The organism is Sulfitobacter sp. SH22 (assembly GCF_965641905.1).
Taxonomy (GTDB): Bacteria; Pseudomonadota; Alphaproteobacteria; order Rhodobacterales; family Rhodobacteraceae; genus Sulfitobacter.
This window is the reverse complement of the sequence record NZ_OZ282573.1, coordinates 1,674,905-1,701,143: the sequence shown is the minus strand read 5'-3', so window position 1 is coordinate 1,701,143 and position 26,239 is coordinate 1,674,905. Positions and strand designations below refer to the sequence as shown.

Below are 26,239 nucleotides of genomic sequence, written 5' to 3'. Positions count from 1 at the left end.
AGAGGCAACCAGCCGGGCGCTTGGCCATTTTAGACGGAATGTCTGCCTCTGGAGCCTGTCTGAATGCCTGAAGAAGAAAGCCCGCGCGTGGGTCTGATCAACTGGTCAGAATGGAAAAAAGACGGGGGCAAATTCTTCCGCATCACGGTCATCGGCGCATTTGCCGCGTGGGTCGGAGCGTATGTGCCTGTGATCAACGAGCTGGTATTCTCCCCCTGGCGATTGGGCGACAAGGTCGATGCCAACACCGCAACGCTCGCGCACCTGGTCGAGGACGTGAAGATCCTGCAGCGGCCGGATGTCATTTTTCGGATCACGCGATCGCAAGTGCTCGGGCCTCCCTGTGGCGGTGGTCGCAGCTGCGCGATCGAGCTGGAAATTGAACGCACCGAGCAGGGCAGAACCTGCCAGGTTGTCCCTGGCGAAACGCAGTATTCGTTCCGGAACCCGCGCAACGATGCCAGCCTGTTTGTGAGGCTCGATCGGCCGGTGCAAACCCAGAATGTCGGTTCAAAGCCGGTCACGTTCCAGTATCAGGTCACCGCGCCGTATGGGCTCGAGCCGAACGCTGAGTTCTGTCTCGAGCCTCTCTACATCGGGTGTCCTGGTATGACTGAGGGCGATTCCCCGATAAGGGCTACACGGAGCTGTACGGCAGTGCCGGTTGAGCCTTAGCGCCGAATTACCCAAGTGCCCCAAGTTTTGGCCCATGAAGCACAGGCTGTCGCTACATGGGCCGAAACGCCCAGTTGCAGCATTCTACGCTTGTGGCTTGGGCAAAAACCGCTTGCGCAACAAGCAGTTTGAAGGAAGGCTGGTCGAGTGCGTTGCGCCATCTTCGGGAGAGACAGTCTAGATGTTTATTCGAATTTTTACATATATTTTTATGGCTATAAGCCCAGCAATTTGCTTTTCACAGGAAAGTTTTACTCACAATTCTTGTAATTTCCATTTTCAGGATCAACCTACCGCGGTCAGTTGGGCGAGAATTAAGGGCTCAATTGGTCTTGATGGATATTCCGGCGTGGACAAAATAGTATTCAACTTTCTTTGCAAAAATAATGCTGGTCAAAATATCTATCTAAAAGAGAAAAGTACGCCATTTAATGGACCATGGGTCTTCGATCTGTCAGTAAAAAACTGCACAATGGATTTTAGATTTTCATTAAACAGATCGAACGGTAACGTGGACTTGAGTACATCGAAAGCTCAGTGTAGCAGAATGAAACCAAACCAAAGAACTATCGAAGCTTGCCAAAGTGCTGTCGTATCTTCGGGCAAGGATTCCAGTTATGCTCGTGGGTTTTGTAGAAACGCTGACCGAGATGTTAGCTTCTGGAATTGCGTTCAAAGACAGACAAGGCAAGGGCGAGACGTAGCTTATGGCAGAGGTTTTTGCCGGTAGCCTTATCTATAGATCTCCTAACTCATCGACTTGCCCCCCATTTCGCCGCACACACGCGGTATCAGCTTCAACTGCGACTAAATCGAAGGGCGAGCGCCTATGCAGTCTTGAGTCTTAGTGCTTTTCATTCAAAGGATTAGGTTTAAGCTTGAGGCCGACGATACAATGGAGTTCGACTATCGTCTTAAAGCGTAAGCTACACATCAATAAGTATATGGAGTGTTATATGTTTGCTGTATCTACCCGTATTTGGTTCTGTTTTATTTTAGGAGTGATTGGGGCCGGTTCTGCGTTTGCGCAAAGTGTTACAAGCATCGAGAAGCAATCCACGGGGGATGCTTACTCAATATTTTGTTCAGATCGTTCATATGGAACTGTGACAGTCGAAGGAAGTATTGTTTGCGGAGTTCCTATCAATGGTCGTTCAGCCAGTTGTAAAGCAGGCTGGCAGGTAACCTCTGCCGCGCAGTATGTTTGTAGTGGCGCGGGCACTCAAAGATCTGGTGGGCAAGAAGCGCGTCGGACATGGGCTGCTATTATGGAGCTTTACCGAGGCGGCATAAGTAGTCCACTAATAACAGAGAGCAGTAGGGTTTCGTATAATTTTAATGAACGTGACGGCTGTTTGCTGACCGAAATCGATAAATCGAACGATGGCATCAACACTACTACTGTGAGGTTTTCTGAACTGTCAGGGGAAATCAAAAAGAACTTTTACAATCACTATCTTCAGTGCAGTTCTGGTAAAAAGTGTGTCAAAAGAAATACTGACTTGAATGTTAATCTCTACTGGGATGAGTACCCCGCATTGATTGCGTCAGGCAGTGAGAGAGACCGGCGCTTGCTATCGCTATATCGCAAACTTATCAACCAATGTAGATAATATCTCTGCTGATACGACCGGCTATTCCACAGAACACAATGAGCTATCGTTTTTTCGGCAAGCTAATTACGTTAGCTAAATCCACTTCATCTTTGGCTGGTTCGAGCTACACCACGACTAAACGGTTTTTGAAAAGTGCAATCACAACTTCGCGGAACTCTCTGGAGATCTTGATAATACTTCACATAACGTGTTGAGCATTGCCAGATGCTTCTGCCGCACATTCCTGATACGTTTCTGATATGTTCTGCGAGTTTGTTGCACAGAAAACCGTTTAAAATCAGTTAAAAACGTGCGGATTGCAAATCCGTGTACAGGAGTTCGATTCTCCTACTCGCCTCCATTTTATTCTAAATCAAAGGGTTGGCGGCTGAACGCTCGAGTGTGACCCAAAGTGGGACACACCTTCTATGATGCTGAGGCAACGGAACATCCTACGCACCGAAAAGACGGGGCGATGCTTTGCCACAAACGCGTCCTTCATCTTGCATCTTGGGCGAAGTACGCGGCTGCCTTGCTTAAGAAATCGCGCTCCTCGGTCATCCGCGCCAGTTCCCGTTCGAGCCGTCGGTTCTCGGCTTCATGATCCACCGACACAGCCTGTGACGTGGCCTTCGCGTACAGCTTCATCCATTTTTACAGCGAATGTGTGCTGACACCCAAACGCTCTGAGACCTCACGAACGCCATACCCCCGCACCGTGATCTGATGCACAGCATCACGCTTGGAATCTTCACTGAAATTTGGCTTCCCCATAACGGCCTCCTTACCTCAAAATTAGGAAAAAAAGCGTCTACAACGCTAGGGGCTATTCAGTATCTCATTGCCATTGCCGCCATTCATTTATTGCGTCACGGAGTTTGTTAGGGTCTATTTGACCAAAACAAGCCCGTTCAGGGCAAATACGGGATAGGGCAGGGCATGAACACGAAGAACAAGGTCGTTGCGACCTATCACGGGGTCGAGGTTTTGGATGCACCGCATCTGGGGCCGACCATGATCAACAATATGATCGAGGGCAGCTATGAACGCCGCGAGGTCTTGTCTGCGCTGGCGTTCATCAAGAAAGGCGATGTTGTCATCGAAATGGGCGCGGGGGCAGGGGTTGTAGGAGCCGTTGCCGCGAAAAACTGCGCGCCCGCCAAGATCGTGTCCTTCGAGGCGAACCACAAGCTGATAGACCCGATCAAAGCGCTTTATGCCCATAACGGCATCAAGAACAAAATCGAGGTGCGCAACAAGATCGTCATCTCTGATCCTGATGCGCCAAAATCGGTTGATTTCTATATCCGGGGCAACTTTCTGGGGTCCGGCATGACGATCACAAAGGGGATCGAGCGGGCCGAAAAGGTCGCCGTACCCGTCGTGAAATGGGCAACAATCAAGAAACAGATCAAACCGACGGTGTTGCTAATGGATATCGAAGGGGCCGAGCTGGAGTTCTTTCGTCACGCGGATTTAAGCGGGATCAGAGTCATTATCGCCGAGCTGCACCGCCATATCTATCACCGCCCCGGCATGCGCGAAATCAGGGACGGCATCGCTGCCAAAGGCTTTGTCGAGGACAAGGAAGCGTCGGGTGGTGGGGTGTTTGTGTTCACCGCAGTTTGATGTCTGTCAATTCTGAACTGTTAAAATCTGCTAAGGTGTCCAAATTCAACATTGAAAACACTGTGCGATAATACATCATTCGCGGGCGAAATTGCCTCAGTTCAAGGTAAACGGGCATCTTGGCGTTGCTGGAAGGCTTGTGGTGTGGCATTGCAGAGAAAAATATCTGAACGAAAGAGTTTCGCGAATGTCCGACTTTTCCGCCCGCCGCACGATGATGGTTGATACCCAAGTTCGCCCGTCTGATGTGACAAAATTCCCCATTATCGACGCGATGCTGCATGTCGCCCGCGAAGATTTTGTGCCCGCCGCACAGCGCGAGGCCGCATATCTGGGCGAAAACCTGAACCTGGGGGAGGGACGTATCCTGCTTGAGCCGCGGACCTTGGCGAAAATGCTGGATGTGCTGGCGATCAACAATGGTGATCTGGTTCTCGATATCGGCTGCGCTTACGGATATTCGTCCGCTGTCATTGCCCATATCGCCGAAGCGGTGGTTGCTGTCGAAGAAGACGAAGCCATGGCGAAAGAAGCACAGGAAATTCTGATGACTTCGGGGGCCGACAATGCGATCGTTCAGGCTGGCGCGTTGGTCGAGGGTGCCCCGCAGCACGGTCCCTATGATGTGATCCTGATTCAAGGCGGCGTAGAGACGGTGCCGGAGGCAATTCTGAGCCAGTTGAAAACAGGCGGCCGGATCGCGTGTATCTTCATGGACGGTGCCTTGGGTGAAGTGCGGGTCGGATATAAAGACGACCATGGCGTCAGCTGGCGCGCAGATTTCAATGCCGGTGCGCCGGTACTTAAGGGGTTTGCCCGCGAAAAGGCATTCCAACTTTAAAACTTATTAGCCTTATCTCCGGTGAAACGGGGCCCGGCTTGACGGAGTGGATTAGATGGATCTGAAAAAACAAACCCAAGGGTTGCGCCGTACGGTCGTGGCCGCTGTTCTGGGCTTTACCATGTTGGTTCCGGTCGCTTCCGCTGCCGAGACATTGGCCGATGCTTTGGTGGGGGCGTATAACAACTCCGGTTTGCTGGATCAGAACCGCGCCGTACTGCGTGCCGCTGACGAAGATGTTGGCATCGCGAAAGCGGCGTTGAAGCCAGTGGTGCAATGGACAGGCAGCCTGTCGCAGAACGTTAACCGTTCTGTCAGTGCCGGATCGACATTCGTTCCTGCGGGGACGCGCACAAGCACGAATTCGCTCTCTACCACGGTGAACCTGATTGCATCGCTTCTGGTCTATGATTTCGGCGCGACGCGCTATGCGGTCGAGGCCACCAAGGAAACCGTTCTGGCAACCCGCGAAAGCCTTGTCAGCGTGGAGCAGCAAATTCTGTTGCGCGCTGTTGATGCCTATATGACGGTGATCCAGACGCGCGACATCGTGGCGTTGCGCGAAAACAACGTACGGCTTTTGATCCAGGAATTGCGTGCTGCCCGTGACCGTTTCGAGGTGGGCGAAGTGACACGCACTGACGTCGCTCTGGCCGAGGCGCAACTGGCGCAAGCCCGCAGTGGTCTGGCCGGAGCGCAAGGGAACCTGATTTCGGCGAAAGCCTATTACAAGGTTGCCGTCGGCCGCGAGCCGGGAAATCTGAGCAAGCCACCGCGTTTGCCCGCCGTGTCAAATTCTATCAAAACAGCCAAAGCGCTGGCCGTGCGCAGCCACCCTGATATCCGGGCTGTCCAGCATCAGGTCGCCGCTGCCGAACTTCTGATCCGCCGCAGCGAAGCCGCCATGCAGCCGCAGGTTTCTGTTCAGGGGTCTGTGGGTATTTCCGATACGTTCCGCTCAGAAGCCTCAACCCGCAGCGGCGCGGTTGGTGTGCAGATCGGCCAGACATTGTATCAGGGCGGTGCCTTGTCTGCCGGGGTGCGCAAGAACCGTGCGCAGCGCGACGCACAACGCGGCAACCTGCATGTCGTGGTCAAAGATGTCGAACGCGCGGTCAGTGATGCCTATGCTGGGCTTGCCTCGGCACGTGCGCAGATCGAAGCGTCGCAACGCCAGGTGCGTGCCGCCAGAATCGCGTTTCAGGGTGTCCGCGAAGAAGCGGCATTGGGCGCGCGTACGACACTTGACGTGTTGGATGCCGAACAATCCTTGCTGGATGCGCAATCTGCCAGCGTGAACGCGCAGACCCAGATCTATGTCGCGGCCTATTCGGTGTTGCAGGCAACCGGCCAGCTGACGGCCAGTAAGCTGAAGCTGCCCGTGCAGATTTATGACCCTGCTGCCTATTACAATCTGGTAAAAGAAAGCCCGGCCAAGCTGTCGAAAGAGGGCAAGAAACTGGACCGTGTGTTGCGGGCACTGCAAAAAGACTGACAATTTTCACGGCACCATTGTGAGAATCTTTTGTGTCGTCTAGGTTTTGTTTGAGGAACGAGTGGTGGTTGAATTATGTCTGACGCTGTAACCAACGCAGAAGTTGAAGATGTTCTGTCTTCGATCCGTCGATTGGTGTCCGAGGACAGACGTCCCGTAAGCCGGCCCAAGGCCGATGCACCTTCGGAGGATAAACTGGTCCTGACACCGTCTTTGCGGGTGTCCAATGACGCACCTTTGGTCGATGCCTATCGCAAGCCCGAGCCTGTAAAACCGACAGAATGGGACGATGAACAGGCCGCCGTGGAGGATGATCTGGTCGGCGGCGATGCCCTTGATACAGGTTTTGGCGCTGCGGATGATGACAGCATGCACAATCCTTCGGTTGATGGCGGGCAAGACGATCAGGCGCTGTTCCACGATCTTGATGAATTGGAGGACGAGGGCCTGATCCGCGACGCAATGTCAGACCGTTCTGCGGATCGTGACGCGGTTGACCGCCAGACTGAAACGCTTCGGGATACGGATCGCCCCAACACCGTAAGCAGCATCACTGCGCGCGCAGGGATGTTGAACCTTGGCGCATCCGAATTGGTTGAAAGCAAGTCAGCGCCCGGCGGGTCGGATCTGCTTAGCGCCAAGATTGCGGCGCTTGAAACGGCCATCGGGCGTATCCCCGGCGGCTGGGACGCCGAAGAACCCGAAACGCCGAAATTTTCTGTGCCCGAGCCTTTGGCGATGGCATGGGAGGACGATGTGGAACGGGATGCAACCGGTGCGCCGATCCTTGCATCCAGGAAACCAGACCCCAAGCAGCCCCCCCTGAGACAGGTTGAAGCCCCGGTTGAAACTGCGTCTTACGCTGATGCGGATGCCTTTGAGGACAAGGACGCATCCGAGGTTCAGGAGGATCTCAAGGCTTTGGGCGGGGAAGAGTATTTCGACGAGGAAATGCTGCGTGATCTGGTCGGAGAGATCGTACGCGCAGAATTGCAGGGCGCATTGGGCGAACGGATCACGCGCAACGTGCGCAAGTTGGTCCGCCGTGAAATTCACCGTGCGCTCACGTCACAAGAGCTGGAATAAAACGTCGGTTCAGATGATTTAAGGTCGGTTGAAAAGGCATCTGCGCGGGCAGGTGCTTTTTTTTCTGGGGTAACCCCCCGTCCGTGTGGGCCAGTGAAACCGGAACCGGCCGACCCCAACGCCCAATCCCGAAACGGCACAAAAAAACGCGGCCCGAAGACCGCGTTATTTAATTCTGGAACCTTGGGCTGACTTAGGCAGCTTCGGCTTGCTGTGCCGCATGGCGACGCTCTGACTCTTCACGAGACAGGGCAACGGATGTACGGACACCTTTGCCAACAAAATCCATCAGGCCGGATACAACGCGCTCGTTCGGGTCGATACCCGCGCAGCTCAGGACCTCACGACCGTCGCGCGACCGCGCCCAGCGTGCAATCTGTTCAGGGCCATTACCGTATTTCTTATCGTCTGCAATTGCATCGTCCAATGCTGCCAGTACCACGGCGGCAAAAAGTTTCCGGGCACGGTTGCCTTGTTCATTGTTAAAGGCAGTGCCATCAACGAAATCTTTCATCTCGTCGTCCTTTCTATTATTCTTGCTCTTGTCATTTAGGCGTGGAGTTCCTTATGACTGAAAGAGCGCGATTCGGATACACATTTATTGCATATCACCTATGCATTTTACGCATGGCTCTTTGCCGCTGCAGCAGGGGCTAGCCCGCCTTGCGTGACCACGTCGTAGTAGATATAGGTCGCGCTAGTTAATCTTCAACATTTTGCCATGGTGCCACCCTATGCCTAAGATCAATGGAAACGAAATTCGTCCCGGAAACGTGCTGGAACATAACGGCGGGCTTTGGGCCGCGGTCAAGGTCGATCACGTGAAGCCGGGCAAGGGCGGTGCCTTTGCGCAAGTCGAGATGCGCAACCTGCGCAACGGATCAAAACTGAACGAACGCTTCCGCAGCGCCGATAAGGTTGAAAAGGTCCGTCTTGTACAAAAAGACCAACAATTCCTGTATGAAGACGCAGGAATGCTGGTTCTGATGGACACCGAAACCTATGATCAGGTGCAACTGTCCGCCGAACTTTTGGGCGAACGCCGCCCGTTCTTGCAAGACGGTATGATGGTCGTGGTCGAGTATCACGAGGACGAGGCGCTGAACGCATCCTTGCCGCAAAAAGTGACCTGCAAGATCGTCGAGACAGAGCCGGTCGTCAAAGGCCAGACTGCCGCCAACTCCTTCAAGCCGGCGATCCTGGATAATGGTGTCAAAGTGATGGTGCCGCCTTTCGTCGGACCAGACGAAGATATCATCGTAAACACCGAAACGATGGAATATTCCGAACGCGCATAAGGCCCAGCATTGACGTATCGTCATGCCTTTGCTGCAGCGCAGAGCCCCGGGATAACCGGGGCTTTATGCGTTCTGGGATAGGCGTCCCTAGCCGAGGTAAGAACAGGTGCCCCCGTGATCGTTGCGATTTTGCAACGCCGGCTTTTCCTGACGGCACCTGTCGCGCGCCTTTGGCCAGCGCGTGGCAAAGGCACTGCCCTTGAGCGGGTTGATCGGGCTGGGCGGGTTGCCCTTGACCTGCATGGCGCGGGCGGACCCCTGGCTTTTGCGCCGGTTCAACGATCTGCCCCAGATACATCACCGCCTCGCCCCGGCGGGGGCAGGCCACCAGCCCATCCAAAGCTGGTGGCGGGGTGCCCAACCCAAAAAAGGACTGGCCTGCCTCGAACAGGATCGCAACACCGATGGTCAGGGTCGCCGAGACGATCAAGGGCGGGGCGGCAGTTGGCAGGATCACCTTTCAGATAATGCGCCTGTTCGCTCGGCACCACGGCGTCAAAATTCGGATATTTCACGCCTGTCCTCCTTCATTTTGCCAAGTAAACTCCGGGGGTTTGGGGGCTGGCCCCCAAGGGCCGTTTTGTCTGGGTACCGCCCCCCAATCAATGTCCCGTCCGGATACCGGCCTCAACGCCCCCTTCATCTGGGTTCCGCCCAACGATCGCTCAGGTCGGTGATGATATTGACCACGACCACCATAGCCGCCGCGAAAAACAGCACGCCCAGAACCAAGTGGATCTGAGGCACTTAACCCGCGATGCCTGGCCGCAGCTCCAGACTGTCGAATTGTCCTTCGCGCACCAAGTCGTCCGAGATTTTCAGCACCGCTTGCAGCACGGCAGATTTCTCGTTTCCGGCACGATAGGCAAGGCCAAAGTCGGGTTCTTCGAGGTCGCCCAACAAAGGTCTCGTGACATAGCCCGACAGATATTCGGCATCCCCACGGTTGTGAATATTCATCAACGTATAACCCAACCCCGCTGCCACCATGCCGCGCAAGACCGAAGATGATTTTGAGGTATGCACGATTTTCGGGCGCAGGCCCTGACTGGTGAACAGCCGGTTGAAATAGCTTTGCGAGGCGGGCAGATCCAGCATCAGCATGGGCAGGTCGGCCAAATCGTCTAGGGTCAGGCCGGGTTTGGCGGCCAAGGGCCAGTCCGCGGGCAGCAACGCAAAGGGCCGGGCAAAGAACAAGGACCGGAACGGCTGATCCGCCGCCAGCCCGACGTTATAGGTCAATGCCATATCCACCCCGCCATCTTTCAACAGCTGCGAAATTTCCTGCATGTCGCCTTCTTTCAGGTCGATGCGGATAGACGGGTAAAGCGCCGAGATCCGTTTCAGGATCGGCGGCAGGACATAGGGGGCGGAGGGTTCGAAACAGGCCACGCGCAAGGTGCCGGTGGGGCTGCCTTGCAGGCTCATCAGCTCGCTTTCGAAATGGCGGCAGTGCTCAAGAAAGGCGACGACCCGCTTGCCCACTTCGCGCCCCGCATCTGTGGCAACGATGCCTTTGGCGGGGATACGGCGGAACAGGGCGGTGCCGATATTGCCCTCCATCAGGTCAATCGCCGCGGTGATGGATGATTGCGAGATATTCATTTCCTCGGCCGCCCGCGCGATGGAGCCATAGCGCAGCGCCGCATCGAAGTAGCGCAATTGTTTGAAGGTAAAGCGCATCGGTCATTCCCCTAAAATTGTGGGCTTTTCTAGACAGTAAATCTATTTTTCCGCTGAACCAAGCTGCGATAGCTGTGGAACGGAACATAGGGGGCATCATGTCGGATATCGTTGTTTTTTCAGCCAAAAAGATCATCACAATGGACATCAACCGGATGGAGGCGACCCATGTCGCGGTTCGAGACGGGGAGATTTTGGCCGTGGGTGATGCGACCTGTGCGGATCAATGGGGGGTGGTCACCCATGATGACGCCTTCAAAGGTGCCGTGCTGATGCCCGGTTTCATCGAAGGCCACGCGCATATGATGGCGGGCGCGATGTGGGAATATGCCTATGCCGGTTTTCACGACCGGATCGACCCGGATGGCAAGCTGTGGCCGGGGTTAACGGATATTGACGCGGTGATTGGCGGGCTTGCGGCATATGCCGAAACGCTGGAGGACGGCGCACCGCTGGTCGGCTGGGGGTTTGACCCGATCTTTCTGACCTCCGAACGGCTGAGCAAAAAGCATCTGGACCAGATCAGCCCCACGCGGCCCATCGCGATCATGTTCTCGAATTTTCATCTGATGTGCGTCAACTCGGCAGCGCTTGAACTGGCCGGGTTCGACCAGACCACCAATGCCGAAGGGGTGATCAAAGGCCCAGACGGCCTGCCCACGGGCGAGTTGCAGGAAATGGCCGCGATGTTCCCGGTCATGCGGCGTCTGGGGATCGATTTTCGCGGTCTCAGCCAGAAAGAAGCATCCATTCGCGCCTATGCCGATGTGTCGCGCCGGGCGGGGGTGACCACGGTGACCGACTTGTATTCCCAGATGGAGGAAGACGACGTGGCCACCATGTTGCGGGTCACGGGGGCGGATGATTTCCCCTTGCGTGTGGTGCCTGCCTTGGGGGCGATGGACGGGCCGAAAGCCATTGCCGACAAGGCGCAAGCGCTGGCCAAACGCAGCACCGACAAGCTGCGACTGGGCGCGGTCAAGCTGATGACCGACGGGTCGATCCAAGGCTGGACGGCTCGGGTGAAATCGCCCGGTTATGTGGGCGGCCAACCCAATGGCATCTGGAACACCCCGCCCGAAACGATCTTTGCGCTGGTTGACGAATTGCACAGCCGTGGCATCCAGATGCATATCCATGTCAATGGCGACGAGGCCGCCGAGGTGTCGCTGAACGCGATCGAGGCAGCCCTGCGCAAACACCCGTGGACCGGCCACCGCCATGTCTTGCAGCACTGCCAGATGATGGGCCGCGATCTGTTCACGCGGGCCGCTGATATGGGGGTGTGCTGCAATATCTTTGCCAACCACATCTACTATTTCGGGGATCAGCACGCCGCCTTGACCATCGGCACTGACCGCGCTGAACGCATGGACGGTTCGCGCAGCGCGATTGATGCGGGCGCAAATATCGCGATCCATTCGGATGCGCCGGTAACGCCGATGGCCCCGCTGTTCACTGCGTGGTGTGCCGTGAACCGGCAGACCATGTCGGGGCGCACCTTGGGGGCCGCGCAATGCATCGACGTCGAAGAAGCGCTGTTCGCGATCACCATGGGGGCGGCCTATACGTTGAAGCTGGACAGCGAGATCGGCAGCATCGAGACAGGCAAACGCGCGGATTTCGTCGCCTTGGGTGATGATCCCTTGGCCGTTGACCCGATGGCGTTGAAAGACGTGCCGGTCCTTGGGACGGTGTTCGGGGGGCGTGTGCATCTGCTATGAGATCACGGCTGCCACTGACCGTGATCTCGGGCTATTTGGGGGCCGGTAAAACCACCCTGATCAACCGTTTGCTGGCCGAGGACCACGGGCTAAAGCTGATGGTCATGGTCAATGATTTCGGCGCAATCAACATTGATGCCGCCCTGATTGCCGATGCGGGCGACGATACGATGACCCTGACCAATGGCTGCGTGTGCTGCACCATGGGGGCGGATCTGTTCATGGCCATCGGGGATGTTCTGGACCGCCCGCAGCGCCCCGACCATCTGGTGATCGAAGCGTCCGGCATTGCGGACCCTGCCCGGATTGCCCAAGTGGCGCAGGCGGAACCGGAACTGGTCTATGGCGGCATTGCGACCGTGGTGGACGGCCAAAGCTATGATCGTTTGCTGCGCGATGACCAGATCGGGGCGCAGGTGGCGGGGCAGGTCAGTGCTGCCGATCTGGTGTTGATCAGCAAGCAGGATGCGCCCGATCCGGGGCTGGCATTGCGGCTGGGGGTGCAGTCGCGGGCGCTGGTGGTTGATCTGGCGCAGGTCGATGATGTGGCACCGGTTGTTTTCGGGGTCACGGAACGCTCTGTCCCCGCTGTAACGCTGGCCCGGCACGCGGCCTATGTGGGGTGGAGCGATCACAGTGATCTGGCGCTGGACCATGCGACCTTGCGGGCGAAACTGGAAAGCCGCCCAAAAGGGGTGTTTCGTTTCAAAGGGTTCGTCGGTCACGATGGGGTCAGCAGCTGGGAAGTGCACTGCGTCGGGCCCAGCGTGAACATCAAGCCGGTCAAGACAGCGCAAGCCACCAGGGTCGTAGCGATCGGACTAAAGGCCGACACCAGCGCAGCAGAGATTTCAGCGTGGTGGCACGGCTGAGGCGCGGGCGGAATTTTTCAAAAATTCCGGTCCAAAATTTTTGGAAAATTTTGATCCCCGCCTCAGCCGTCTGTTACCATCGTCACCGTGGCACCCTCGGCCTGCATTGCCGCTGTGGCCCGGTCATAGCGCAGATAGGCCAGCGCATGGTCCCCCGCTTGGGTGAACACGGTGCCCGCCGGTTTGCCATCCGCCGAGATTTCGGTGCCTGCCTCGACCGGCGCGCTGATCCTGACCTTGGCCAGCCCCTTGCGCAGTTCTGTCTTGTGCTTCATCCGCGCTGTGACCTCTTGGCCCACATAGCAGCCTTTGCGGAAATCAACGCCATTCAGGCGTTCGAATCCCATCTCTAGGATGAAGCTGTCGGGGGTCAGTTCGGCACCTGTTTCTGGGATCATATATGCCACGCGCAAGGCATCCCAATCTGTCGTGTCATCGGCCTGTGGCGCATCGCGGTAGGCACGCCAGCCCATATTCGCATCGCGCGGATCGGCATAGCCGTCGGCGGGCGCTTCGCCCAAACCGCGGTGCAGATGCAGGCCGCTGGCCTCGATCTTCACGTCGGCGCGCAGTTTGTACATGCTCAGCCGTTGCACCAGCGCATCGGCGCTGTCGCCCGCGACATCCAAAAGCACATCATCGCCTTGCGCGGACAAAAAGAAATCGACGATGAACTTGCCTTGCGGCGTCAGGATCGCGGCATAGATCGGCCCTTGATCCAGTTTGTTCACGTCATTGGTGACCAGACCCTGCAAAAAGCTGCGGGTATCTGCGCCAGAGAGTTTCAGGATGCGGCGGTCGTTCATATCGCTTTTCCTTGCGTTTGATGGCATGACATATATCAGGCCGACCAAAAGCCGAAAGGGGCAACCATGCCTGCGCCAATAACCGTGATCATTCCGACGCTGAATGCGGAGCACAGTCTGACGGACTGTCTGACCGCTTTGATGGAAGGGGTCGATGCGGGGTTGATCTGCGAATTGATCGTGTCGGATGGCGGGTCAGAGGATGCCACGCGGATCGTCGCCGACGCTTGGGGGGCGCAGATCATCGAAGGGGCGGCATCGCGGGGCGGGCAGTTGCGCCGCGGCTGCGCCAAGGCCAAGGGCGAGTGGTTGTTGATCCTGCATGCCGACACGCAGTTGGCGCAAGGATGGACAGGCCCGGTGATTTCCCATCTCAAGGGGCGCAAGGCCGGATGGTTTCAACTGCGTTTTGACAGCACCGGATTTGCCGCGCGGTTTGTGGCGGGCTGGGCGAATCTGCGCAGCCGCTTGGGGCTGCCTTACGGCGATCAGGGGCTTTTGCTGCCGCGCACGCTCTACCAGTCGCTGGGTGGCTATCCCGATCAACCCTTGATGGAGGATGTGGCCATGGCCCGCCTGCTAAAAGGGCATCTGACGCGCATCGACTGCGCTGCGATCACCTCGGCCGACAAATATCACAAGGCGGGGTGGCTGCGCCGCGGGGGGCGCAACTTGTGGAGCTTGATCCGGTATTTTGCAGGGGTATCCCCGCAAGACCTGGCAAAGGCCTATAGCAAATAAACCCGCGCCGATTTACCCGCAGCCCCGATTTACCCGAACAGACGCAGGCCAATCCGTTGCAGAAGGTTTGGCTCAGTCGGCTTGAGCCCCTTTTCCAACGCGCGCAAGGCATTCGAATTGCGCCGGTCCGAAATGGTTTTGCCATCCTCGAATTGCAGCCGGTACAGATCGGCATAGATGCCGCCGCGTGCCAGCAGTTCTTCGTGTTTGCCTTCGTCCATGATGCGGCCACGGTCCATCACCACGATCTTGTCCGCGCCGCGAATGGTGGACAGGCGGTGCGCGATGACGATTGTGGTGCGCCCTTGGGACAGACGGTCCAGCGCTTGTTGCACAACCTGTTCCGACTGGGCGTCCAATGCGCTGGTGGCTTCGTCCAGCAGCAGGATCGGCGTGTTGCGCAGCAGCGCGCGGGCGATCACGACCCGTTGACGTTGCCCGCCAGACAGCGCGGAGCCACGCGGGCCGACGCGGGTGTCCAGCCCGTGTTCCAGCTTGGGAATGAAATCGGCAACATGGGCCGCCTCAAGCACCGATTGCAATTCTTCCTCCGACACGTTTTCACGGCCCAACACGATGTTTTCGCGCAGGGTTTCATCGAACAACAACGCCTCTTGGGTCACGACAGAGAAAAGGCCGCGCAGGTCTGAAATGTTCATGTCCTTTAGGGCGACGCCGCCAATGGTAACGGTCCCCGATTGCGGATCAATCAGCCGTGTCAGCAGGTTAAAGATCGTGGATTTACCGGCACCCGATGCCCCCACCAGCGCCGTGGTCTGGCCCGCAATAGCGGTCAAGGACAGATCGTCCAGCACCTTTGCCTCGCCATAAGACAGGCTGACCCCGTCCAGCACGATGTCAGACGATCCCGCAGGAAGCGCCACCGGGTTTTTCGGGGATTTCAGTGTAACCGGCGCATCCATCAATTCCTTGATCCGCTCAAGGGCTGCCGCCGCCGTTTGCCACAAGCCGCTGATGCCGCCCAGGCGGCGCAACGGGCTAAAGGTGAAACCCATCGCGGTAAAGAAAGTCATGAACTGGCCGATGGTCTTGTCGCCGGAAATGATCTCGGAACCGCCGTACAGGATCACGGCCATGAAACCGATGCCCGACATGATGTCGATCATCCCCGGAATGGCGGAGTTGCCAAAGGCGGCGCGGACTTCGGTTTTCACATAGGTCTTTGTCAGGTCGCGGTATTGGTCGGATTGATAGCGTTCCAGCGCGTTCAGTTTGATCTGCACGATGCCGTGGAACACCTCGTCCAGACGGGTTGACAGATGCGCCCCCAGATCGCGCGCCTCGCGCGAGCGTGCGCGCACAAACCGTTGCGCAAGGGCGGCAGGCATCACCATCAACGGCACGCCGACGCAGGCCAGCAAGGCCCAGACCGGATCAATGGAAATCGCGACGCCCAGCAAGACAAACAACCCGATCAGGTCGCGCCCCGTGCCTGTGATGATCGCACGCCACACGTCATTGACCGCATTCACATCCGATTGCACCCGCTGGATCAGAAACCCCGGCGGGTGGGCCTGATGAAAGGCCCCGTCCTGCATCATCATACGGTTCAGCATATCAATCCGCATATCCGCAGCCGAGGTCTGGGCGATCCGCGTCAAAAGCACCTTTTGACCAATGCCAGCCGCAGCGCGTAGAACAAAAATTCCTACCAGCACCAGCCCGACCCATAGAAGCGCTGATTCATTGCCGGCGACAAAAACCTGATCGAACATGGGCTGCATCAGTTTGGCCAATGCCCCAAGGGTCGACCCTTCGACCGACATGAAAACAACGGCCAAAGCCAGCAGCCACAAGTGCTTTTTCAGGTAGTCGTGCCAAAGCCACGTAAGCAGCTCTTTGGAAGTATAGGTTACATCACTCATAAAAGCGGCCACGGTCCTTTGGGCTAGGTCCTGTATGGTTTACGCAGCCCGGCGGCGCAGGGCAAGCGTGCGGGCCTGAATTGGGGATCGGATTGTCCGATTGACCTCGCGGCGCACAGGGATAAGTTGCCAGTTAACACAGTCCCTGAAAGGCGCATTCCTGATGTCATCCCACCCCAATCTGTCGCATGGGCGCGGCTATCTTGCCATTCCTGGCCCCTCGATCATGCCAGAGGCCGTGTTGAACGCGATGCACCGGCCCGCGCCGAACATCTATGCGGGTGAATTGGTGGATATGATGCCGCCCATGATGCAGGATTTGCGCGCGATTGCGAAGACGAAACACAACGTTGCCATGTATATCGGCAATGGCCACGCAGCTTGGGAGGCATCGCTGGCCAATGTGATAAGTCCCGGTGACAAGGTGCTGGTGCCTGCGACGGGCCGCTTTGGCCTTGGCTGGGGGGAAATGGCCACCGCTTTGGGTGCAGATGTCGAGGTGATGGATTTCGGCAAGCAATCCCCGATGGATCTGGCCCGCATCGCGGAACGCCTGAAAGCCGATACTGCTCACGAGATCAAGGCCGTGCTGGCCGTGCATGTCGATACCTCGACCTCTGTTCTGAACGATGTGGCCGGGGTGCGCGCTGCCCTGGACGCCGCCGGACACCCGGCGCTTTTGATGGCCGATTGCATCGCCTCCTTTGCCTGCGACCGTTTTGAAATGGACGCATGGGGTGTCGATATCATGGTGACGGGCTGCCAAAAGGGGCTGATGGTGCCCCCCGGCGTCAGCTTTGTGTTTTTCAATGACCGCGCCGCACAGGTGCGCGCCAAGATGCCACGCGTCAGCATGTTCTGGGATTGGGCCCCGCGCGCGAACCCGCAAGAGTTCTATCAATACCACTGCGGCACCGCCCCCACGCACCACATTTACGGCTTGCGGGCCGCACTTGATATGATCCATGCCGAAACGATCGAAGGGGTCTGGGACCGTCACACCGTTCTGGCCCGCGCCGTCTGGGCCGCCTGCGAGGCATGGGGCACCGACGGCACGCTTGCCTTGAATATCAGCGATCCGGCCCTGCGCAGCCATGCGGTAACGGCCCTGCGTCTTGAGGCCCCCCAAGCCACGCAATTGCGTGAATGGGTGCAGGCAAACATCGGTCTGACCTTGGGCATCGGCCTTGGCATGGCCGCGCCGGGCAGTGCGGAAAGCCACGGGTTCTTCCGGCTGGGCCACATGGGCCATGTGAATGGCCAGATGATCATGGGCCTGCTCGGCGGGATGGAGGCGGGAATGGCATCGCTTGGCATCAAGCGGGGCTCAGGCGCGCTGGATGCAGCGGCCAGGGTGATCGGCGGGGCATAACCCCGCCGCCGCGCGATCCGGCAGGTCTGCGGGTGCAGGCTGCTCAGGCCTTGCCCGCGTCCGCCAAGGCAAGGGGCAGGGCAGCGGCAAAGGCATCCAGATTTTCAGGTGTGCCACAGCTGACGCGGATGCAGCGGTTTTGCGGGGCGGCAAAGGGCATGCGCACAAAGATGCCCCGCGCAACCAACCCGTCAAGAACAGCCTTGGCAAAGACCCCGTCGCGCCCGCAGTCAATCGCCACAAAATTCGCGGCAGAGGGCAGCGGCACCAGGCCGTTGTCACGCGCGATCTCGGCAATCCGGGCGCGCGATGTGGCAATCTGCGCTTTCACATGCTCCAGCCAACCGCCATCTTCCAGGGCTGCCAGCGCGCCAGCCTGGGCCGCGCGGTTCATGCCAAAGTGATTGCGCACTTTGCCAAAGGCGGTGATCAGATCAGGGGCCGCAATCGCATAGCCGACCCTTGCACCCGCCAGCCCGTATGCCTTGGAAAATGTGCGCATCCGGATCAGTCGCGGGTCATCTGCCTCCAACACCGGCGCAGTCCCCTCCGGCGCGCAGTCCACATAGGCTTCGTCCAGCACCAGCAGACAGCCATCGGGCAGCGCGTCCATCGCCTCGACCAGATCGCTGCCGGAATGCCAACTGCCCATTGGATTGTCGGGGTTTGCCAGATAGACCAGCTTTGCATCGACCTCGGCTGCTTTGGCAAACAGCGCGGCAGGGTCCTCAAGGTCGCCGCGATACGGCACCTTGTGCAGCACGCCGCCAAATCCGGCCACATGATAGTTGAACGTCGGGTATGCCCCATCCGAGGTGACCACAGCATCGCCCTGCGCCACCATCAACCGCACCAGATAGCCCAGCAAACCGTCAATGCCTTCGCCCACGATAATATGGTCGGGTGTCACCGCGTGATGGGCCGCCAGCGCCTGGCGCAAATCAAAGCTTTCGGGGTCACCGTACATCCATTGCTGGGCCGCGGCCATTGCCTCGACCGCGCGGGGCGAGGGGCCGAATACGTTTTCATTGGCACCCAGCCGCGCGACAAAGGCACTGCCACGGGCACGCTCCTGCGTTTCAGGGCCCACAAACGGCACGGTCGAGGGCAGGGATTGGGCAAGCGGGGTAAGGCGAACATGTGTCATGCCACCCGATTACTGCATCCCTGGCCGCTTGGGCAAGCATTGAAAAACCGGCGCGAGACGCTTAGCTTCTCACCATTCGGAATTGGAGGGCTGGATGATGGCCAAACTCACCCGTCGCGGTTTTGTCGTGACAGCGCTGGCCGCCGGTGCCATCCGGACGGTCCCCCTTGCCGGGGCCAAGCTGGGCGGACGGCGTATCCTCACATTGGTCTACGATAAATCGCTTGGCATGATGCGCGCGGTCGAACGCTGGGTGCCGTAGCGTTTTGCTTTGCACGCCGGCTGATATAGGGCCAGATGCTGAAAAACCTCCGGAGGAACCTATGGCCCGCGTAACAGTCACTTATGAAAACCACATTGCCCATGTGCGCCTGACCCGCGCCGACAAGATGAATGCCGTGGATCAGGATATGATCGACGCCATCATCGCGGCAGGAACCGAAGTCGCCGCGTCTGATGCGCGGGTTGTTGTGCTATCGGGCGAGGGCAAGGCATTTTGCGCCGGCATCGACATCAGCGCGATGGGCGGCCTGGCCGGGGGCGATCCGTCCGAAAAGATGATGCCGCGCACCCATGGCAACGGGACCACCAACCAATGGCAAGAAGTCCCGATGATCTGGACCCGCGTGGGTATTCCGGTGATTGCTGCGCTGCATGGCAAGGTCTACGGCGCAGGGCTGCAATTGGCCCTCGGGGCCGATATCCGCATCGCGGGCCCCGATGCCGAAATGGCAGTGATGGAAATGAAATGGGGCATCGTGCCCGACATGGGCGGCATGGTGCTGCTGCCCAAACTGGTGCGCGGCGATGTCTTGCGGCTGATGACCTATACCGCACAGCCGATTGACGCCGCACAAGCCGAACGCTGGGGGCTGGTCACCCAGCTTGCCGATGACCCGCTGGCCGCCGCAATGGAACTGGCCGCGACCATCGCCGGCAAAAGCCCGAGCGCCATCAAAGCGGCAAAACGCCTGACGGCTTTTGCCGAAACAAACGGTGCCGACGAGGTCCTGCTGGAGGAATCCCGCGAACAGGCAGATCTGCTGGGCCGTCCACACCAGTTGGAAGTCATCGCCGCCGAATTCGGCAAACGCCCCGCGGTTTTCAAAGACTAGAAAACATTCAAAGACCAAAATACGGGCAGCCCCGCCTGAACGAACAGACGGGGCCTTCCAAATGGACGATCTTCGCTTCCCAGCTAGGACCGCAGATCAAAGATCACTGATCTTGGTTTCCAAATGGTAAAAAATCCTCGCCGAAGGCAAAAAATCTCTTTTGGGGCTCCAGAAGAGAAAAATGCCTTCGGCGAGGATTTAAGTCCATTTGGAATTAAGACCGGTTCCTATCCCAATTCGGCCAGACGATCCAAAGCGGCCTGAAGCTGGTCTGCTTCTTCCTGGCGCGCATCCAGATTTCCTTGGGCTTCGGCGACGACATCGGCAGGGGCCGAGGCGGCGAATTTGGGGTTGTTCAGACGTCCCTTGAGGCCGCCGATTTCCTTGCCCAGTTTGTCCAGTGATTTTTGCAGGCGGGCTTTTTCCGCGTCGATGTCGATCAACCCGGCCAGAGGCAGGCCAAAGGTCGCGCCGGGGGTCCCGATGGAGACGGTGCCTTTTGGGAAGTCATCTGTGCTTTCAAGGCTTTCAACGCGGGCGAGGCGTTTGATCATGGCCTCGTTACCATCCCATGCCGCTTTGGCAGCGGCGTCCATCGCGGTGCAGAGCATGGGCACTTTGAGGCCTGCAGGCACGTGCATTTGCGCCCGCGCCGAGCGGATCGATTCAATCAGTCCGATCACCCAGTTCAATTCGCGGTCGGCATCTGCGTCCAGCATGTCGGCCACGGTATAGGTTGGCCAATCGCCGTGGATCAGCATTTTGCCGCGCGCATCGGTATTTTGCCACAGATCTTCGGTGACGAAGGGCATGATCGGGTGCAGCAGGGTCAGGCATTGGTCCAGCACCCATTTCAGGGTCTGGCGGGTTTCGGCCCCTTCCGGTGCATCGTCTTGCAGCAGGGGTTTGGAAAGTTCCACGTACCAGTCGCAGACCTTGCCCCAGACAAAGGCATAAAGCGCGTTGGCGGCATCATTGAAGCGGTAGTTTTCCAGCGCCGCATCGACTTCCTCGCGCACGCGGGCGGTTTCGCCGATGATCCATTTGTTCAGCGTGTGGCTGACCTGGGTGTGGCTGGTGTAGTTCACCGCTGGCACGTTGTCTTCGAACACGCCGTTCATTTCGGCAAAGCGGTGCGCGTTCCAGATTTTGGTGCCAAAGTTGCGGTAGCCTGCGATACGCGCGGTATCAAGTTTGAGCGCGCCGCCCAAGGACGCCATCGCCGCATTGGTAAAGCGCAGGGCATCGGCCCCGTATTCATCAATGATTTCAAGCGGGTCGATCACGTTGCCCACGGATTTCGACATTTTCTTGCCCTTGGCATCGCGCACGAGGCCGTGGAGGTAGACGGTGTTGAAGGGGATCTGTTTCACCACGTCAAGCTGCATCATCATCATGCGGGCAACCCAGAAGAACAGGATGTCCTGACCCGTGATCAGATCGGAGGTGGGGAAGTACTTTTTCAGTTCCGGCGTGTCTTCGGGCCAGCCAAGCGTGCCGATCGGCCAGAGGCCGGAGGAGAACCACGTGTCCAGCACATCGGGGTCGCGGGTCAGCGACTTGTTCGGAGCCATTGCTTGCGCGTCGGCCTCGGATTCAGCGCAGTATTCATTGCCTTCATCGTCAAACCAGACCGGAATCTGGTGACCCCACCACAGCTGGCGCGAGATGCACCAGGGTTCGATATTGTCGAGCCAGTTGTAGTACACTTTCTCGCCGCTTTCGGGCATGATCTTGACGTCGCCATTGCGCACCGCGTCCAGCGCGGGGCCGACGATCTGGTCGGTGTCGACGAACCACTGATCCGTCAGCATCGGTTCGATCACCACTTTCGAGCGGTCGCCGAAGGGCTGCATGATCGGTTTGTTTTCGACGTAGGGGACGGTTTCGGTGACTTCGGATTTGTTGCCGTCTTCGTCCTTCACCGTGCGCGTCACGTCGTGCATGACCGCGAGGCCTTCGGCATTGATCTCGGCGACAACTTTGTCGCGGGCCTCGAACCGGTCGAGGCCACGATAGTCGTCGGGAACAAGGTTCATCGCGGCGATCATGGCCTCGTCGAATTCCAGTTCTCCGTTCGCGATTTTTTGGGCGGTTGCGGCTTCTTCGGCATAGGGTTTGCCATCGGTGCGCAGGGCGGCGCGTGTGTCCATGAGGTTGTACATGGGGATGCCGTTGCGCTTGGCGACCTGATAGTCGTTGAAATCATGCGCGCCGGTGATCTTGACCGCACCCGAGCCGAAATTCTTGTCGGGGTATTCATCGGTGATGATCGGGATCAGGCGGCGGTGTTCTTTGGGGCCAACCGGAATTTCGCACAGTTTCCCGATGATGGGCGCATAGCGTTCGTCCGAGGGGTGCACAGCCACGGCACCGTCACCCAGCATGGTTTCGGGGCGGGTTGTGGCGATGGCGATATAGTCGCGGGTTTCGCGCAGGGTCTCGTTGCCGTCTTCGTCTTTTTCGACGTATTCATAGGTCGCACCGCCCGCGAGGGGGTATTTGAAGTGCCACATATGGCCGGGCACTTCGGTGTTTTCGACCTCGAGGTCAGAAATCGCGGTTTCAAAGCGCGGGTCCCAGTTGACCAGACGTTTGCCGCGATAGATTTTGCCTTCGTTGTACATTTGCACAAAGACTTTGATCACGGCGTCATGGAAGTTTGGCGAATTCTCGTGGCCCACGCGGGTGTCGCCGGGGGCACCGGACATGGTGAAGGCGTTGCGTGACCAATCGCAGGAGGACCCCAGACGCTTGAGCTGGCCCACGATGGTGTCAGCGGTGCTTTCCTTGTAGGCCCAAGCGTGTTTCAGGAATTCTTCGCGCGACAGGTCTGTGCGTTTGATGCCGCTTTCGGCCAGCTTGTTTTCGACGGCCAGTTGCAAGGCGATGCCTGCGTGATCCTGGCCGGGCTGCCAGAGCGTGTCAAAGCCGCGCATACGGTGCCAGCGCACCAGAATATCCTGAAGCGTGTTGTTGAAGGCGTGACCGACGTGCAGCGACCCGTTGACGTTGGGGGGCGGGATCATCACGCAATAGGTCTCGTCGCGGCTGGCGTTTGCGCCGGCTTTGAAGGCACCTGCGGCCTCCCATGCTTTGTACAAACGGGTTTCGGCCTGGGCGGCGTCAAAATTCTTGTCGAGTGCCATGATCAGCGTCCTTCTTTAAACTTGAGGATGATCTAGCCGAGCAAGGCGCAAAGGGGAAGGCTGGCGCGTGGAAAACTTGGGCGCGCGCACAGGACGCGGGGTTTTGCCTGTGGTCGTCTGGACATCGCGGGTTTCAGGGCTAATGTCGGGCGCAACACTAGATGAATTTCCAAAGGATGCGCGCAAATGGATAAGTTCGGTAAAAGCCAGGCGGTCAAACGGGTCGAAGATGTGCGGTTTTTGACGGGCGAAGGGCGCTATGTCGATGACATCACGCCTGAAAATTCGCTGCACGCTTATTTCTTTCGCTCGCCTGTCGGGCATGGGGTGATTACATCTCTTGATGTATCTGACGCGCGCGAGGCCGATGGCGTGCACGCAGTGCTGACCGTCGAAGATCTGGAAGCGGCAGGCATGGATATTTCCATGTCCGGTGCGATTTTGAAAAACCGTGACGGAACAGACGGGGCCAAGCCGTTGCGTCCGTTGTTGGCCAAGGGGCGCGTGCGCTATGTGGGCGAGCCAGTGGCGGCCGTGATTGCCGATACGCTGGAACAGGCCCGCGATGCGGCCGAACTGATCCTGCTCGAGGTCGAAGACCTGCCCACCCACATGGCGCTGGAACGGGGCGGAGAGGCGCTGCACCCCGAGGCACCGGATAATCTGGCGTTTGACTGGGGCATGGGCGACGAGGCCGCAACGCAAAAAGCGTTCGATGCGGCGGCCAAGACCATCAGCCTTGATGTGGGTGACAACCGGATCATCGTCAATTCACTGGAGCCGCGCGGCTGCTATGCCGAATGGACGAAGGACAAGCTGCATGTGGCCAACAACGCCCAAGGTGTCTGGGTGCACAAGGGGCACCTGAAACGTGCGTTTGGTCTGGATGACGACCATGTGCAGGTTACCAACCCCGATACCGGCGGCGGTTTCGGGATGAAGGCAGCGGCATATCCCGAATATTTCGCGGTCGCGCAGGCGTCGCGGGCCCTGGGGCGTCCGGTGCGCTGGATGTCCGATCGCACCGAAGCCATGTTGAGCGATAATGGCGGGCGCGATCTGACCTCGCTGGCCGAATTTGCCTTTGACGAGAACAACAAGATCACCGCCTATCGGGTGCGCACCAAATGCAACCTCGGGGCCTATAACAGCCAGTTCGGCCAGCCCATTCAGGCAACCCTGTTCAGCAAGGTCTTGATGGGGGTTTATGACGTGCAGACCACGTGGTTGCAGGTCGAGGGCTATTATACCAACACGGTGCAGGTTGACGCCTATCGCGGTGCGGGCCGTCCCGAAGCGATCTATGTGCTGGAACGCCTGATGGACCGTGCGGCGCGTGAATTGGGTGTGGACCCGTGGGAGCTGCGCCGGATCAACTTTATCAAACCCGAACAGTTTCCCTATACCTCTGCCACGGGCGAATTGTATGACGTCGGTGAGTTCGACCGCCTGCTGACCCGCGCTGCGCTTGAGGCCGACAACAACGGTTTTGCCGCGCGCAAGGCTGCGGATGCGGCCAAGGGGCTGCTGCGGGGGCAGGGGCTGTGTTATTACATCGAGAGCATTCTGGGCGATCCGTCCGAGGGGGCCAAGGTCGCGTTCAACGAAGACGGCACCGTGTTTATCTATGTCGGCACACAATCGAACGGGCAGGGCCACGAGACGGTCTATGCGCAGTTCCTGTCCGACATGACGGGCATTCCGGCTGATCTGATCCACGTGATCCAGGGAGACAGCGACCTGATCGCCCAAGGTGGCGGGACAGGCGGATCACGGTCTGTGACAACGCAGAGCACGGCGACACTGGCCACGGTGGCCAAGATGACCGAAGCCTTTACCGCGTTTCTGGCCGATGAAATGGGGGTGCCTGCCTCCGAGATCAGCTTTGACGATGAACGGTTCCGCGCCGAAGGGTCGAACATGACCCCCACCATGCTGGAGGTCGCTGATATGGCCCGTGAAAAGGGCCGCAACGATCTGCTGGTCCATCACGAACGCGCGACCTTGCCAGGGCGCAGCTATCCCAATGGCGCGCATGTATCCGAGGTGGTGATCGACCCTGAAACCGGCGTTGTCGTGGTGGACCGCTATACGGTGGTGGATGATTTCGGCAATCTGATCAACCCGATGCTGGCCGAGGGCCAGGTGCATGGCGGGGTTGTGCAGGGCATCGGACAGGCGATTCAGGAGCATGTGGTCTATGACGAGGATGGCCAGCTTTTGACGGCATCCTTTATGGATTACGCGATCCCGCGTGCGGCGGATGTGCCGTTTATCACGTTCAATTCGGAGCCGGTGCCCTCGACCGCGAACCTGATGGGGATGAAGGGCTGTGGCGAGGCCGGCACTGTTGGTGCCCTGGCCGCGATTTCGAATGCGGTACAGGACGCGCTGTGGGATCAGGGGGTGCGTCAGGCCGATATGCCATTCACACCGCATAAGGTCTGGGAATTGCTGAACAATCAGGCGATTGCTGCTGAATAGCTGTTGGTCTGACCGGGTGTAGGCGGGGAGGGGGCGCTGCCCCCGGCCCTGACGGGCCACCCCCGGGATATTTTCGAGCCAGAGAAGCTGCGGGTTATTTCACGATCTGCATAACGATGCAGGTGGTGGAGCCTGTGGCGTAAAGGCGGCCGTCTTCGACACCGCGTATTTCGCCATGGGCGACACCTGTGGATCGGCCAACGTGGTCGGTGGTGCCGATGCATTCGATCTGGGTGCCCAGGGGAATGCCGCGCAGGATGTTGATTTTATATTCCAGCGTTGTGTAGATCGAGCCGCGCGGAACCTTTGTTTGCACAGCGCAGGCCATCGCGGAATCGAGCAGCGTGCCGTACCAGCCGCCGTGGACTGTGCCCAAGGGGTTGGTCACGTTGAATTCAGGAGCACCGCGAAAGACGGCGCGCCCTTCGGAGACGTCGTGAAGCACGTAGCCCATGGTTTGACCGATGGGCGGGCCGGGGTTGGTGCCGTCGAGAATTTTCTGCATGAATTCAAGGCCTGAAAGCTTTAGCGCTTCGGCTTGGGGCAGCAGGTCTTGGGGGCCTTGGGCGACACGTGGCATAAAAAATCTCCGGCAATTGCGTGCCGGAGAAGCTTGTTGAATTTGCCGCCCGAGGGCAAGG

The 26,239-nt window shown here is 58.3% G+C and carries 22 protein-coding genes and 1 pseudogene; 14 read left to right on the top strand and 9 right to left on the bottom strand.

The window, feature by feature from the left end; all coding sequences use genetic code 11:
* Window positions 1–63 precede the first annotated feature (63 nt).
* Together ACSQ13_RS10275 and ACSQ13_RS10270 are read left to right on the top strand one after the other, a co-directional pair.
* Window positions 64–675: a hypothetical protein gene (locus tag ACSQ13_RS10275; protein ID WP_295512582.1), complete on the top strand. Its 612-nt coding sequence runs from the start codon at window positions 64–66 to the stop codon at window positions 673–675.
* A gap of 956 nt (window positions 676–1,631) precedes the next feature.
* Window positions 1,632–2,288 (top strand): hypothetical protein, encoded by a 657-nt coding sequence (locus tag ACSQ13_RS10270; protein ID WP_295512579.1) that lies wholly within the window; start codon window positions 1,632–1,634, stop codon window positions 2,286–2,288.
* Window positions 2,289–2,700: 412 nt separating this feature from the next.
* Here ACSQ13_RS10270 and ACSQ13_RS10265 read toward each other — a convergent pair.
* A pseudogene (locus tag ACSQ13_RS10265) lies at window positions 2,701–3,044 on the bottom strand (transposase); the annotation flags it as partial.
* 165 nt (window positions 3,045–3,209) lie between these two features.
* On the opposite strand from ACSQ13_RS10265, the gene ACSQ13_RS10260 reads away from it, so the two are divergent.
* The 4 genes from ACSQ13_RS10260 (at window position 3,210) to ACSQ13_RS10245 (ending at window position 7,321) form a co-directional block, all read left to right on the top strand.
* Window positions 3,210–3,899 (top strand): FkbM family methyltransferase, encoded by a 690-nt coding sequence (locus tag ACSQ13_RS10260; protein WP_176249646.1) that lies wholly within the window; start codon window positions 3,210–3,212, stop codon window positions 3,897–3,899.
* Window positions 3,900–4,086: 187 nt separating this feature from the next.
* Window positions 4,087–4,740 (top strand): protein-L-isoaspartate O-methyltransferase family protein, encoded by a 654-nt coding sequence (locus ACSQ13_RS10255; protein WP_176249645.1) that lies wholly within the window; start codon window positions 4,087–4,089, stop codon window positions 4,738–4,740.
* A 55-nt stretch (window positions 4,741–4,795) separates the two neighbouring features.
* Window positions 4,796–6,235 carry a TolC family outer membrane protein gene (locus ACSQ13_RS10250; protein ID WP_176249644.1) on the top strand — a complete coding sequence of 480 codons (1,440 nt, stop codon included), beginning with the start codon at window positions 4,796–4,798 and terminating at the stop codon, window positions 6,233–6,235.
* Between the two features lie 75 nt (window positions 6,236–6,310).
* The gene (locus ACSQ13_RS10245; protein ID WP_295512577.1) at window positions 6,311–7,321 is read left to right on the top strand and encodes a hypothetical protein; all 1,011 of its coding nucleotides are present in this window, start codon (window positions 6,311–6,313) and stop codon (window positions 7,319–7,321) included.
* Window positions 7,322–7,514: 193 nt separating this feature from the next.
* Here ACSQ13_RS10245 and ACSQ13_RS10240 read toward each other — a convergent pair whose 3' ends face one another.
* Window positions 7,515–7,835, bottom strand: coding sequence for a DUF6280 family protein (locus ACSQ13_RS10240; protein WP_093915679.1), 321 nt, complete (start codon window positions 7,833–7,835; stop codon window positions 7,515–7,517).
* A 220-nt stretch (window positions 7,836–8,055) separates the two neighbouring features.
* Here ACSQ13_RS10240 and efp point away from each other — a divergent pair, with 220 nt between their 5' ends.
* Entirely contained in the window at window positions 8,056–8,619 is a 564-nt protein-coding gene (gene efp / locus ACSQ13_RS10235) for an elongation factor P (protein ID WP_176249642.1), read from the top strand.
* An 87-nt stretch (window positions 8,620–8,706) separates the two neighbouring features.
* Here the strand turns inward: efp and ACSQ13_RS10230 are convergent, their stop codons facing one another.
* Together ACSQ13_RS10230 and ACSQ13_RS10225 are read right to left on the bottom strand one after the other, a co-directional pair.
* The gene (locus tag ACSQ13_RS10230) at window positions 8,707–8,898 is read right to left on the bottom strand and encodes a hypothetical protein (protein WP_295512574.1); all 192 of its coding nucleotides are present in this window, start codon (window positions 8,896–8,898) and stop codon (window positions 8,707–8,709) included.
* 468 nt (window positions 8,899–9,366) lie between these two features.
* Window positions 9,367–10,302 carry a LysR family transcriptional regulator gene (locus tag ACSQ13_RS10225; protein ID WP_176249641.1) on the bottom strand — a complete coding sequence of 312 codons (936 nt, stop codon included), beginning with the start codon at window positions 10,300–10,302 and terminating at the stop codon, window positions 9,367–9,369.
* A gap of 98 nt (window positions 10,303–10,400) precedes the next feature.
* Between ACSQ13_RS10225 and ACSQ13_RS10220 the strand changes: the two genes are divergently transcribed.
* Together ACSQ13_RS10220 and ACSQ13_RS10215 are read left to right on the top strand one after the other, a co-directional pair.
* A complete protein-coding gene (locus tag ACSQ13_RS10220; protein WP_176249640.1) occupies window positions 10,401–12,026 on the top strand; it encodes an amidohydrolase in 1,626 nt (541 codons plus the stop codon).
* Window positions 12,023–12,898, top strand: coding sequence for a CobW family GTP-binding protein (locus ACSQ13_RS10215; RefSeq protein ID WP_295512573.1), 876 nt, complete (start codon window positions 12,023–12,025; stop codon window positions 12,896–12,898). The genes ACSQ13_RS10220 and ACSQ13_RS10215 overlap by 4 nt, the downstream gene beginning before the upstream one ends.
* 62 nt (window positions 12,899–12,960) lie before the next feature.
* On the opposite strand, the gene ygfZ is transcribed toward ACSQ13_RS10215, so the two are convergent.
* Window positions 12,961–13,704, bottom strand: a complete 744-nt coding sequence (ygfZ, locus tag ACSQ13_RS10210) for a CAF17-like 4Fe-4S cluster assembly/insertion protein YgfZ (protein WP_295512572.1) — start codon at window positions 13,702–13,704, stop codon at window positions 12,961–12,963.
* 66 nt (window positions 13,705–13,770) lie between these two features.
* On the opposite strand from ygfZ, the gene ACSQ13_RS10205 reads away from it, so the two are divergent.
* The gene (locus ACSQ13_RS10205) at window positions 13,771–14,445 is read left to right on the top strand and encodes a TIGR04283 family arsenosugar biosynthesis glycosyltransferase (RefSeq protein WP_295512571.1); all 675 of its coding nucleotides are present in this window, start codon (window positions 13,771–13,773) and stop codon (window positions 14,443–14,445) included.
* Between the two features lie 29 nt (window positions 14,446–14,474).
* Here ACSQ13_RS10205 and ACSQ13_RS10200 read toward each other — a convergent pair whose 3' ends face one another.
* Entirely contained in the window at window positions 14,475–16,331 is a 1,857-nt protein-coding gene (locus ACSQ13_RS10200) for an ABC transporter ATP-binding protein (protein WP_295512570.1), read from the bottom strand.
* 163 nt (window positions 16,332–16,494) lie between these two features.
* On the opposite strand from ACSQ13_RS10200, the gene ACSQ13_RS10195 reads away from it, so the two are divergent.
* Window positions 16,495–17,703: a pyridoxal-phosphate-dependent aminotransferase family protein gene (locus ACSQ13_RS10195; RefSeq protein ID WP_295512568.1), complete on the top strand. Its 1,209-nt coding sequence runs from the start codon at window positions 16,495–16,497 to the stop codon at window positions 17,701–17,703.
* Window positions 17,704–17,746: 43 nt separating this feature from the next.
* On the opposite strand, the gene ACSQ13_RS10190 is transcribed toward ACSQ13_RS10195, so the two are convergent.
* A complete protein-coding gene (locus ACSQ13_RS10190) occupies window positions 17,747–18,850 on the bottom strand; it encodes a pyridoxal phosphate-dependent aminotransferase (protein WP_176249634.1) in 1,104 nt (367 codons plus the stop codon).
* 94 nt (window positions 18,851–18,944) lie between these two features.
* On the opposite strand from ACSQ13_RS10190, the gene ACSQ13_RS10185 reads away from it, so the two are divergent.
* Both ACSQ13_RS10185 and ACSQ13_RS10180 read left to right on the top strand, forming a co-directional pair.
* Window positions 18,945–19,112 carry a Tat pathway signal protein gene (locus ACSQ13_RS10185; RefSeq protein ID WP_255200157.1) on the top strand — a complete coding sequence of 56 codons (168 nt, stop codon included), beginning with the start codon at window positions 18,945–18,947 and terminating at the stop codon, window positions 19,110–19,112.
* 61 nt (window positions 19,113–19,173) lie between these two features.
* Window positions 19,174–19,965, top strand: coding sequence for a crotonase/enoyl-CoA hydratase family protein (locus ACSQ13_RS10180; RefSeq protein ID WP_295512566.1), 792 nt, complete (start codon window positions 19,174–19,176; stop codon window positions 19,963–19,965).
* A 227-nt stretch (window positions 19,966–20,192) separates the two neighbouring features.
* On the opposite strand, the gene ACSQ13_RS10175 is transcribed toward ACSQ13_RS10180, so the two are convergent.
* On the bottom strand, window positions 20,193–23,114 hold the full coding sequence (locus tag ACSQ13_RS10175) for a valine--tRNA ligase (protein WP_295512565.1): 2,922 nt from the start codon (window positions 23,112–23,114) through the stop codon (window positions 20,193–20,195).
* A gap of 186 nt (window positions 23,115–23,300) precedes the next feature.
* On the opposite strand from ACSQ13_RS10175, the gene ACSQ13_RS10170 reads away from it, so the two are divergent.
* A complete protein-coding gene (locus ACSQ13_RS10170; protein WP_295512564.1) occupies window positions 23,301–25,598 on the top strand; it encodes a xanthine dehydrogenase family protein molybdopterin-binding subunit in 2,298 nt (765 codons plus the stop codon).
* Window positions 25,599–25,692: 94 nt separating this feature from the next.
* On the opposite strand, the gene ACSQ13_RS10165 is transcribed toward ACSQ13_RS10170, so the two are convergent.
* Window positions 25,693–26,178: a PaaI family thioesterase gene (locus ACSQ13_RS10165; protein WP_176249630.1), complete on the bottom strand. Its 486-nt coding sequence runs from the start codon at window positions 26,176–26,178 to the stop codon at window positions 25,693–25,695.
* Window positions 26,179–26,239: the final 61 nt, after the last annotated feature.

Coding starts and splice junctions, on each gene's coding strand:
- ACSQ13_RS10275 (WP_295512582.1), top strand. CDS start 64: ATGCCTGAAGAAGAAAGCCCGCGCGTGGGTCTGATCAACTGGTCAGAA.
- ACSQ13_RS10270 (WP_295512579.1), top strand. CDS start 1,632: ATGTTTGCTGTATCTACCCGTATTTGGTTCTGTTTTATTTTAGGAGTG.
- ACSQ13_RS10260 (WP_176249646.1), top strand. CDS start 3,210: ATGAACACGAAGAACAAGGTCGTTGCGACCTATCACGGGGTCGAGGTT.
- ACSQ13_RS10255 (WP_176249645.1), top strand. CDS start 4,087: ATGTCCGACTTTTCCGCCCGCCGCACGATGATGGTTGATACCCAAGTT.
- ACSQ13_RS10250 (WP_176249644.1), top strand. CDS start 4,796: ATGGATCTGAAAAAACAAACCCAAGGGTTGCGCCGTACGGTCGTGGCC.
- ACSQ13_RS10245 (WP_295512577.1), top strand. CDS start 6,311: ATGTCTGACGCTGTAACCAACGCAGAAGTTGAAGATGTTCTGTCTTCG.
- ACSQ13_RS10240 (WP_093915679.1), bottom strand. CDS start 7,835: ATGAAAGATTTCGTTGATGGCACTGCCTTTAACAATGAACAAGGCAAC.
- efp (WP_176249642.1), top strand. CDS start 8,056: ATGCCTAAGATCAATGGAAACGAAATTCGTCCCGGAAACGTGCTGGAA.
- ACSQ13_RS10225 (WP_176249641.1), bottom strand. CDS start 10,302: ATGCGCTTTACCTTCAAACAATTGCGCTACTTCGATGCGGCGCTGCGC.
- ACSQ13_RS10220 (WP_176249640.1), top strand. CDS start 10,401: ATGTCGGATATCGTTGTTTTTTCAGCCAAAAAGATCATCACAATGGAC.
- ACSQ13_RS10215 (WP_295512573.1), top strand. CDS start 12,023: ATGAGATCACGGCTGCCACTGACCGTGATCTCGGGCTATTTGGGGGCC.
- ygfZ (WP_295512572.1), bottom strand. CDS start 13,704: ATGAACGACCGCCGCATCCTGAAACTCTCTGGCGCAGATACCCGCAGC.
- ACSQ13_RS10205 (WP_295512571.1), top strand. CDS start 13,771: ATGCCTGCGCCAATAACCGTGATCATTCCGACGCTGAATGCGGAGCAC.
- ACSQ13_RS10200 (WP_295512570.1), bottom strand. CDS start 16,331: ATGAGTGATGTAACCTATACTTCCAAAGAGCTGCTTACGTGGCTTTGG.
- ACSQ13_RS10195 (WP_295512568.1), top strand. CDS start 16,495: ATGTCATCCCACCCCAATCTGTCGCATGGGCGCGGCTATCTTGCCATT.
- ACSQ13_RS10190 (WP_176249634.1), bottom strand. CDS start 18,850: ATGACACATGTTCGCCTTACCCCGCTTGCCCAATCCCTGCCCTCGACC.
- ACSQ13_RS10185 (WP_255200157.1), top strand. CDS start 18,945: ATGATGGCCAAACTCACCCGTCGCGGTTTTGTCGTGACAGCGCTGGCC.
- ACSQ13_RS10180 (WP_295512566.1), top strand. CDS start 19,174: ATGGCCCGCGTAACAGTCACTTATGAAAACCACATTGCCCATGTGCGC.
- ACSQ13_RS10175 (WP_295512565.1), bottom strand. CDS start 23,114: ATGGCACTCGACAAGAATTTTGACGCCGCCCAGGCCGAAACCCGTTTG.
- ACSQ13_RS10170 (WP_295512564.1), top strand. CDS start 23,301: ATGGATAAGTTCGGTAAAAGCCAGGCGGTCAAACGGGTCGAAGATGTG.
- ACSQ13_RS10165 (WP_176249630.1), bottom strand. CDS start 26,178: ATGCCACGTGTCGCCCAAGGCCCCCAAGACCTGCTGCCCCAAGCCGAA.